Origin of the sequence: Microcoleus sp. (genome assembly GCF_049646505.1) — a bacterium.
Taxonomy (GTDB): Bacteria; Cyanobacteriota; Cyanobacteriia; order Cyanobacteriales; family Microcoleaceae; genus Microcoleus.
Genome location: NZ_JBARVX010000603.1, coordinates 1 through 9,263, shown reverse-complemented (window position 1 = coordinate 9,263; position 9,263 = coordinate 1). Strand labels below are relative to the sequence as shown.

Genomic DNA, 9,263 nt, shown 5'->3' with positions numbered 1-9,263 from the left:
GGGAAAATGTCACTTTTGCGGATAATTACTATCAGACAGTACCGAATTTATTAAGCGGTACGGTTTCGCCTGCGGGTCGAGATATTCCCAATCTTCCGTTTACTGAGGATGGAAAAACAGCTCCCGGACTTCAGTTTCCGCGAGAAGGTTGGAGGTCAGAAAATCCCGATGCTACTGCTCCGCTGTTGGGAGAACCGGATTTGTCGGTTTTTCTGGGAACTAATCAAAATAACCCAGATTATGACAACAGTCGTGCTGGGTTTACGAAGGAAACCGATCCTACTGTTGGTATTGCTGGAAGGGGAGCCGTACACGGACGTGTTTTGAGTTGGTATGGGGGGACATCAGATTTGTTTCCAACTAACTTCCCGTTCGATGAAAACTTAGATGCTAATCCTATTTTCCGCCGGCGCGGTGATGGGTATCGAGAACCTTTGTTCGATCAAGACTTTTCATTTGGCGGTACTGTTTTGACAGGCCCGGCTCGCGTTAGCCCTTGGTATACGCCGGAAGAGCGTTTTGAACACGGTGTTGATGCTGCTCCTTGGGAGGGAATTGGTACGGGGTGGTTTTATTCGGTTTTGGGCGGCGGTTCGGAGTTGCGGCCCCAAACGAATGTAGAGCGTATCCCGGTTGATTTTGAGAATACTTATGATGCCAGGATGCGGGGGGATTTTGCAGTTCCTACTCTGTTTAACGGCAATTTTGATGCTGTTTTCAATCCGCAGGGACTGAATCGGACTCTTTTTTCTGATGCGATTCCTGGTTGGTCTTTTCATAATGGTGAAACGTCAGCTAACGTGTCTACAAGCAACCTTGTTGATGTGAATCAGCTATCTGCAACGGAGGCTCCGGCTTTGCACGCAGAACTGGATCGAATTGGAGTCGATCGAACTCAACCAAATTAATCTCTGAAGCTAGAATCAGGGAAAAGTATTACCCACAACCGTTTTGTCGTGCCTGAGTGGGGAAATTTACGGTTTGACCTCCATGTTCCCGAAACAGAACTGGTCGATCGAGATCGACGCAGAACAGTTTTGGTCACTTTGTCAGCAGCAGATGGAAGTCCTTTAGGCGTTTCATCATCGATCAACTTGAGGCGAGCGAATCGTACAAGAGGTGCATATTTAGCAGATACACAAAGGATTGATTATGGAATTCAAGGGTTTGAGACTTTCCAAGTAGAGGTGCCTGACAATTTGCGCGGTCAAGTAGCAACTCTGAAGTTTGAAGTTGTTGGTGGCGGTAATGTTTACTTAGATAATGTATTTTTCAAAAGCCAACATCTACTGTTTGGAAATCCCTCAGATGCCAGGAACACAACTGATCTTGCTATTGCGGAGCGCAATAACTATTTGCTAGAGAAAGCACAGTTTGCCACTGCTTATGATGACAGCAGTAAAACTCCTAAATGGGTAAGTTGGCAACTGAATCAAAAGTGGCTGGGTAGTGTTGCGCGCTCAAATCTCAGATTTATCGAAGATCAAAGTATTCCTGAAACTTGGGGTCGGGTCAAAAATGAGGACTACAGCAACAGTTTTTATTCAAGGGGTCATATGCTACCTTCGTCTCAGCGAACTAATAGTGAAAAGGACAACATAGCGACTTTTTTGATGACGAATGTAGTTCCACAGCATCAAGATAACAACGATCTCAGCCTAGATGAAAATCCGCAAAGTCCAGCATGGACGAGTTTTGATGATTTGCTTGCATCCACTACTAATATTAACTCAAAAGAGCTTTATGTTGTCGCTGGGGGTTATGAAAGCAATCTAAATCCTCAACGTATAAGCCATAGAGCAAGACCCAGCAGATTAACAAATCCCCAGATTCTTACAAGCAAAGGAATCAATATTCCTGGTTGGACTTGGAAGGTCGTACTGGATTTAGAGCAACCAGGACTGAATCCTGCTAATGTCACAATTGCTAACACTACAACTTACGGCATTTTGACACCCAACGAGGTTGAACCAGCTCACGTCCCAACTAATCCAAATGGATCGGTAGATGCGAATGGAGATTTCCCACTTCCAGTTCCTCACCCATTCAATACTTTGTTGGGGTTAAGTCTTCCAGACATACAAAACAAAGCTGCTTGGAGAAATTGGCAAACATGGCAACTGACTGTTAACCAAATTGAGGAGTTGACTGAGCTTGACTTCTTCTCAAATATTCCAGACGAGATAGAGGAAATAATCGAATCATCAGGCTGATCGTCTAGACATCAAACAAATTAGCCTGGAAAGCTTGCTTAGCATACCAGGCTATTGACTTTTAATAAAGTCTATGAGTTGAAGATGATTTGACTTTTTCTTATATCAAATCAATCTTAGACCGTGCTAATGAGATAATCAAAGTATATCCTACCATCTCCAATACCCTTTTCCAGCAAAACCGATCTATCAATCCCTTTAGGAGCAATCGTCATTCCTAATAGTACCATCAGGCATAATGGTATTGCAGAAAATCACACGACCTTCTCCGGTGGCTGCAAATTCTGCACCCATTAGATTGGCTCTAGTCAGGTTAGTATCAATCAATCGCGTACAATGCAGGTTGGCTTCTCTCAAGTCGGCATCAACCAGTTCGCCTCCCAGTTCGGCATAATCTAAGATAGCGTCCCTCAAATCGGCAGCAATCAATATAGTACCCAATAGGATAGCAGATTCAAGGTTCGTACTACTCAAATTAGCACCGCTGAGATTAACAAAACTCAAATCGGCTCTAGTCAAGTTAGCACCGCTGAGATTGATACCACTCAACTCATTCTGACCTGGTGGGAGGTCTCTAATATCACCCACGTCAGCAACGTTTAAATCAGCATGACTTAAATCAACTCCAGGGAAATCTCTCTCTCCCGCAGCGTAACGCCTATATAGTTCTTCAACGTCCATAGCTTTCTTGTTCAAGCAGTTTATACTTTCATAATAGCACTGTCATTTTTACTCGATCATATGAAAGTGTAAATAGATTAAAGAGGCAAGTTATGAACGCAGAAGAACTGCTCAAAAGATACGCAGCGGGTGAAAGAGATTTTCGTCGGGTTAACGTAGAAGGTGCCGAACTAAGAGGCGTAAACTTGAGTGAGGCTGACTTCAGTGAAGCTAACTTGAATGATGCCATTCTGAAAGAAAGCAATCTCAGACGTACTATTTTTAGGTCAGCTAGATTGGAGGGAGCTGATTTAAGTCATAGTATCCTGGACGAAGCAGATTTGTCTAATGCTAGTTTAGAAACTAATCTAGAAAGAGCTTCATTGGAGAGAGCTAACCTAAGTAATGCCAACTTGACAGGTACTAATTTCGGATTTACTAATCTCCGAAATGCCAACCTGCAAAATGCTTGTTTATTTGAAGTTAGCTTAGATCGAGCCAATCTGGAAGGAGCAGACCTTAGAGGTGCAATGATGGGTGAAACTTATCTGTACGAGGCCAATTTGAGAGGAGCACTCGTTGAAGGTTGCGATTTAAGCGACAGCTACAAGCGAAATACTATCATGCCAGATGGACAAGTTGTGACTGATGAAGATGCTGAGATAGAAACTGACGATTAAGCAAGTTGAAGAAAAATTATGCAACAGCAGATTGGGCACTATTTAGAATAGCTAGATTTTTCAAGGTTGATATTAGAAGCGGATGTACGTCCTGTCTCCGCTTCAGTCCTCAATCACGTTTGTGAGAGTGGCGGCATGGCTGAGGTTGTTTTTGGCGATCGCCAGTCGCTGCTTTCTGAGATCGCGTCCGCTGGATTAACCGCAGGCGCATTTCGTAGTGCGGCATTCAGTCCGCACAGGATATAACTGCGATCGCATCTTGAGAGTCGCGCACCCTGCTTGAGGATGATTAATCGTCAAAAATTGTATCATTAGTAATAGCTAAAAGCCGAGCTTGCGCTAAAGTTGTTAAAGATTAAAATTTATCGATCGCCTTTTATGCCTTACACTGCATCTACCCCAACAGACCCCAATCAATCCAACATCCGCAATGCCGACCACCGCCTACTAGAATTCACTAAGCTAACGCCGATGATGCAGCGGTATGTTGAAGTGAAAGAACAGTATCCCCACGCACTTTTATTCTTTCGAGTTGGAGATTTCTTTGAGTGTTTTTTCCAAGATGCAGTGACGATTTCGAGGGAATTAGAACTTGTTTGTACTAGCAAAGAAAGCGGCAAAGAAATCGGCAAAGTGCCGATGACAGGAGTGCCGCACCACGCCCTCGACCGCTACAGTTCTCAGTTAGTAGAAAAAGGCTATGCTGTGGTAATTTGTGACCAAGTTGAAGATGCTTCGATCGCCGCCCGTGAAGGCCGCCAAGTCAAGCGAGAAATTACCCGCATTCTCACTCCCGGAACCTTGACGGATGATGGAATGCTCAAACCCAGACAAAATAATTTTTTAGCAGCAGTTGTCATAGCTGGGGAACATTGGGGATTGGCTTATACAGATATTTCTACGGGAGAATTCGTAACTACCCAAGCCGAGAGTTTAGAACAATTAACCCTAGAATTGCTGCGCTTGCAACCTTCAGAAATTTTGATACCAACTAATGCGCCGGATTTGGTGACGATGTTGAGGCCCGGAGAGAAATCCGACCATTTACCCGATTGTTTGCCGAATTCGTTTTGCTATTCTTTGCGATCGCAAATTCCGTTTACTTTGTCCGAAGCAAAACAGAGAATCCTGCAAAAGTTCAAAGTGCGATCGCTCGAAGGTATGGGATGCGGACACCTTTCCCTCGCAGTGCGCGCCGCCGGCGGTTTGCTGCAATACCTCGAAGAAACTCAAAAAGAAAAAGCAGTTGCTTTGCAAAGATTGCACACTTACACCCTCACCGATTTTCTCACCCTCGACTACCAAACCAGGCGCAATTTAGAAATTACTCAAACCGTCAGAGATGGGATTTTTCACGGTTCGCTGCTGTGGGCGATCGACAAAACCAGCACCGCAATGGGAGGCCGCGCTTTGCGCCGCTGGGTGCTGCAACCTTTGCTCAACATTAAAGGTATTTGCGCCCGCCACAACACGATTCAAGAATTAGTAGAAAATAATCCCCTGCGCCAAGATTTGCAGCAGTTGCTGCGCCAAATCTACGACATCGAAAGACTGACAGGGCGCGCCGGTTCTGGAACCGCTAGCGCCAGAGATTTGGTCGCTTTAGCTGATTCTCTCTCGAAACTGCCGGAATTGGCCGCGATCGCAGCTCAAGGGATCTCGCCCTATTTGAAAGCGCTGCAAAATGTCCCGCCAATTCTCGAAGAATTAGCAACTACAATTCACGCTCATTTAGTTGACGAACCGCCGATTCATTTAAAAGAAGGAGGTTTGATTCGATCGGGAATTAATGCAATGCTTGATGAGATGCGCCACAGTGCATCAGGAGACCAAGAATGGATTGCTAATTTAGAAGCTAACGAACGGCAACGTACCGGAATTACTAATTTAAAAGTAGGCTACAATAAAGCTTTCGGCTATTACATCAGTATTACAAAATCGAAAGTTGACCAAGTGCCGGACGATTACACCCGCAAGCAAACTCTTACCAATGAAGAACGCTACAGTACAGAAGAATTAAAAGAAAGAGAAGTGCGGATTCTGACGGCGCGGGAAGATTTAAATCAGTTGGAATACGATATTTTTGCAAAAGTGCGCGCCGAGGTAGGAGAACAGGCGGAAATTATTCGCAACGTTTCCCGCGCGGTGGCGGCGGCCGACGTTTTGTGCGGTTTGGCGGAAGTAGCGGTTTATCAAGATTACTGTCGCCCGACTATGGTTGAAAGTCGGGAAATTAAAATTATTGAAGGTTGTCATCCGGTGGTAGAAAAGTCTTTACCGCCGGGATTTTTTGTCCCAAACTCGGCTTTTTTGGGTCGGGAAGCATCGCTAAACCGCCCCGATTTAATAATTTTAACCGGGCCGAATGCTAGCGGAAAAAGCTGTTATTTGCGGCAGGTGGGTTTGATTCAGTTGATGGCGCAGATGGGGAGTTTTGTGCCGGCGAAAGCTGCGACTTTGGGAATTTGCGATCGCATTTTTACCCGCGTCGGTGCCGTGGATGATTTGGCAACGGGTCAATCTACGTTTATGGTGGAGATGAACGAAACTGCCAATATTCTCAATCACGCAACGCCGCAATCGTTAGTTTTGCTGGATGAAATTGGTAGGGGGACGGCGACGTTTGACGGACTTTCGATTGCTTGGTCTGTGGCCGAATATTTAGCAAGCGAGATTCGGGCGCGGACGATTTTTGCTACTCACTATCACGAATTAAATGAGTTAGCTTCTATTTTGGATAATGTGGCAAATTATCAGGTGACGGTGAAGGAATTGCCGGATCAAATTGTATTTTTGCACCAAGTTCAGCCAGGGGGCGCTGACAAATCTTACGGAATTGAAGCGGGGAGGTTGGCCGGTTTGCCGCCGTCGGTGATTCAGAGGGCGAGACAGGTGATGAAACAGATTGAGAAACATAGCAAAATTGCGATCGGGCTGCGGAAAGGTGTTAAGAAAGATGGCAAAAAAGAGTCTGAGGGCGAACAGTTAGATATGTTTGATGATTGAAACTTTAAGTCGAGTAAATGCGTAGGGTGCGTCAGCTCGTCCAAAGCTGTTAAAATCACAAAAGCCGATGTCTGACGCACCCTACAACTGCGACACTTGCATCTGCCTTCAAAACTCAGAACGATTCGGCGGTTGAAACCGCCAGAAAGTCAAACGATGTCGGCCCCAAGGGGGACTGGTTCATAAAGTAACATACTCGACCACTCACAAGAGCGCAACTGAGCCAAAGATGAGCGGAAAACAGAACTCTTGCTGGGACAATAAGTCTGAAACCATTGACTCACAAAGGATTGAATTTGATGGGGGTGGAGGGACTTGAACCCACACGACCGTTTCGGGTCAACGGATTTTAAGTCCGTAGCGTCTACCATTCCGCCACACCCCCCTTTAGTCAAATTGCTGTGGATTTGATTTACTGACAGCAACAGCCTTTTATTCTACAACCAAAACCCCAATTTACGCAACCCCCAATCTAAAAATTCTCAAAACTCGCGCTGCATCTCCTCAAGCGGTACAATAGTTAACCAGCTAGCGGAGCGTCCGTGCCCGTTTACCCCTGTTATTATTCCCCTAAAGCAAATCTATGTATATTACCTTGCTGCTTTACGCCGTGTTAGCAGGAGCCTATCTCCTGGTAGTACCGGCCGCCACCTACGCTTACCTGAACAGCCGCTGGTACGTGGCCACGTCTTTTGAGCGCGGCTTCATGTACTTCTTGATGTTCTTCTTCTTCCCCGGTATGTTTCTCCTAGCTCCCTTTTTGAACTTTCGCCCCAAACGGCGGCAGATAGAAGCCTAAATGCGACGTATTGACGTAATTGGAATCAGTCTCGGCTTTTTTGTAGCAGGTGGCATAGTCTACTTGCTGCTGCAATTCGCCGGACTCGACAGCATGAATGCAGGCATTTGGAGTCAGTTATTTTTGGTTGCCGGCTTGATTGGCTGGCTGGTGACTTATTTATTTCGAGCCCTGACTCAAAGTATGACCTACAGCGAGCAACTGAAAGAGTACAAAGATGCTGTCTTGCAGAAGCAGCTAGATGCACTCACTCCTGAAGAGTTAGCCAAACTTCAAGCCGAAATTGAGCAGGAAAAAGATAATTAGTCAATAGTCATTAGTCAATAGTCATTAGTCATTGGTCATTGGTCATTAGTTATTAGTGTTTTTTAGGGGTGCGAGGATGTCGCTCGCTTAGGGAAATTGATGACTGATAACTAATGATTGAGGATGGAAAGCGAGTTGTTGATCTCGCACTAATGACAAGGTTCGCGAGCGATGACAGCACTGATGACTAATGACTATTGACCAATGACTAATGACTAATGACTAATGACCAATGACCAATGACTAATAACTAATGACTATTTCTAATTGTTTTGAAACGTTGCGAAAAAGCAACCAATGTGCATTAATTCCTTTTATTACTGCTGGCGACCCAGATTTGGAGACAACGGCTAAAGCGCTGCAAGTTTTGGATGATAGCGGTGCTGACGCGATCGAGCTTGGCGTTCCCTATTCTGACCCGCTGGCTGACGGGCCGGTGATTCAAGCCGCCGCTACTAGGGCCCTGCAGCGGGGAACGCGGTTAGATCCGGTGCTGGAAATGGTAGCGAAAGTTAGTCCGAATTTGCGATCGCCCATTATTCTGTTCACTTACTACAACCCGATTTTGTACCGAGGTATAGAAACCTTCTTGCAGCAAATCAAAAGTGCCGGAGTTCAGGGATTGGTTGTACCCGATTTGCCCTTAGAAGAAGCTGACAGTCTCATCCAACCAGCTAACAAATTAGGGATTGAACTAACATTATTAGTTGCTCCGACAAGTCCCAAAAACCGCATAGAAGCGATCGCCCGCCAGTCTCAAGGATTTATTTACTTAGTCAGCGTGACGGGGGTTACGGGAGTGCGCGAAGGTTTAGAAACGAGAGCAAAAGAGTTGCTGCAAGAAATTCGCAGCATCACCGACAAACCCATCGGTGTCGGGTTTGGTATCTCGACACCGGAACACGCCCGCCAAGTGAAAGAATGGGGTGCAGACGCTGCTATTGTTGGCAGCGCTTTTGTTAAACGCTTGGCCCAAGGCACTCCAGAAGAGGGTTTAGAGGCGATCGGCTCTTTCTGCAAGAGCTTAAAAACAGCGATTCAAAATGATTAGCAACTGTGCAGATACTTTCAGCCATTAGACAGATGTGGGCGATCGCCTCGTGCCGCGACAATTGCGATCGAAGACCTTGTTGTACTTGAGATCATACACCTCCTTCCTTCTGGTTCCTGACCGGAAGGTTTTTTTTCTCCCAAAATGCAAAACCTTTCAACCCAGCGCGCACTTCCCGCCAAACGCTCAGCCAAGCAGGGAAAAGGCATTGCCGTATCCGGCGCACACAACTACGATTTTTAATGATTGGTATGAGATGGAGGATTGTCCGTTTTTTGTTCCATCTTGCATCAGTCAAATATCAACCCAACAACGGACTTTTCGGGCAAGCTGTCAACTGTTTGCTGTTTGCTGTCAACTCTTCCATCTTTCTTCTTCCATCTTCAATCGGACTGTTGACGTTGTACCGAAAGCTCGGAGGCGACAGCAAAACATGACTGATGACTGATGACTGTTGACTGTTGACTGTTGACTGTTGACTGTTGACTGTTGAGTGTTGACTGTTGACGTTGTACCGAAAGCTCGGAGGCGACAGCAAAACATGACTG

General features: G+C 45.7%; 8 protein-coding genes, 1 tRNA gene and 1 pseudogene. 7 read left to right on the top strand and 3 right to left on the bottom strand.

Features of this window, described 5'->3' with window-relative positions; all coding sequences use genetic code 11:
* Nucleotides 1-908, top strand: a pseudogene (locus WBA89_RS28265) (hypothetical protein); the annotation flags it as partial.
* Between the two features lie 138 nt (nt 909-1,046).
* A complete protein-coding gene (locus tag WBA89_RS28260; RefSeq protein ID WP_424410942.1) occupies nt 1,047-2,213 on the top strand; it encodes a DNA/RNA non-specific endonuclease in 1,167 nt (388 codons plus the stop codon).
* Between the two features lie 198 nt (nt 2,214-2,411).
* Here the strand turns inward: WBA89_RS28260 and WBA89_RS28255 are convergent, their stop codons facing one another.
* Nucleotides 2,412-2,894 (bottom strand): pentapeptide repeat-containing protein, encoded by a 483-nt coding sequence (locus WBA89_RS28255; RefSeq protein WP_424410941.1) that lies wholly within the window; start codon nt 2,892-2,894, stop codon nt 2,412-2,414.
* A gap of 92 nt (nt 2,895-2,986) precedes the next feature.
* Between WBA89_RS28255 and WBA89_RS28250 the strand changes: the two genes are divergently transcribed.
* Both WBA89_RS28250 and mutS read left to right on the top strand, forming a co-directional pair.
* The gene (locus WBA89_RS28250; RefSeq protein WP_424410940.1) at nt 2,987-3,553 is read left to right on the top strand and encodes a pentapeptide repeat-containing protein; all 567 of its coding nucleotides are present in this window, start codon (nt 2,987-2,989) and stop codon (nt 3,551-3,553) included.
* A 378-nt stretch (nt 3,554-3,931) separates the two neighbouring features.
* On the top strand, nt 3,932-6,559 hold the full coding sequence (gene mutS, locus WBA89_RS28245) for a DNA mismatch repair protein MutS (protein ID WP_424410939.1): 2,628 nt from the start codon (nt 3,932-3,934) through the stop codon (nt 6,557-6,559).
* Between the two features lie 300 nt (nt 6,560-6,859).
* Here mutS and WBA89_RS28240 read toward each other — a convergent pair.
* Nucleotides 6,860-6,944, bottom strand: a tRNA-Leu gene (locus WBA89_RS28240).
* Nucleotides 6,945-7,142: 198 nt separating this feature from the next.
* Between WBA89_RS28240 and ndhL the strand changes: the two genes are divergently transcribed.
* The 3 genes from ndhL to trpA all read left to right on the top strand — a co-directional run bounded on the left by ndhL (nt 7,143) and on the right by trpA (nt 8,715).
* Nucleotides 7,143-7,358 carry an NAD(P)H-quinone oxidoreductase subunit L gene (gene ndhL / locus WBA89_RS28235; RefSeq protein ID WP_193972727.1) on the top strand — a complete coding sequence of 72 codons (216 nt, stop codon included), beginning with the start codon at nt 7,143-7,145 and terminating at the stop codon, nt 7,356-7,358.
* A complete protein-coding gene (locus WBA89_RS28230) occupies nt 7,359-7,664 on the top strand; it encodes a DUF3007 family protein (protein WP_194012153.1) in 306 nt (101 codons plus the stop codon).
* Between the two features lie 253 nt (nt 7,665-7,917).
* The gene (trpA, locus tag WBA89_RS28225; RefSeq protein ID WP_424410938.1) at nt 7,918-8,715 is read left to right on the top strand and encodes a tryptophan synthase subunit alpha; all 798 of its coding nucleotides are present in this window, start codon (nt 7,918-7,920) and stop codon (nt 8,713-8,715) included.
* Between the two features lie 301 nt (nt 8,716-9,016).
* On the opposite strand, the gene WBA89_RS28220 is transcribed toward trpA, so the two are convergent.
* Nucleotides 9,017-9,263: hypothetical protein (locus WBA89_RS28220; RefSeq protein ID WP_424410937.1), on the bottom strand; the 247-nt coding region annotated here is incomplete at its 5' end.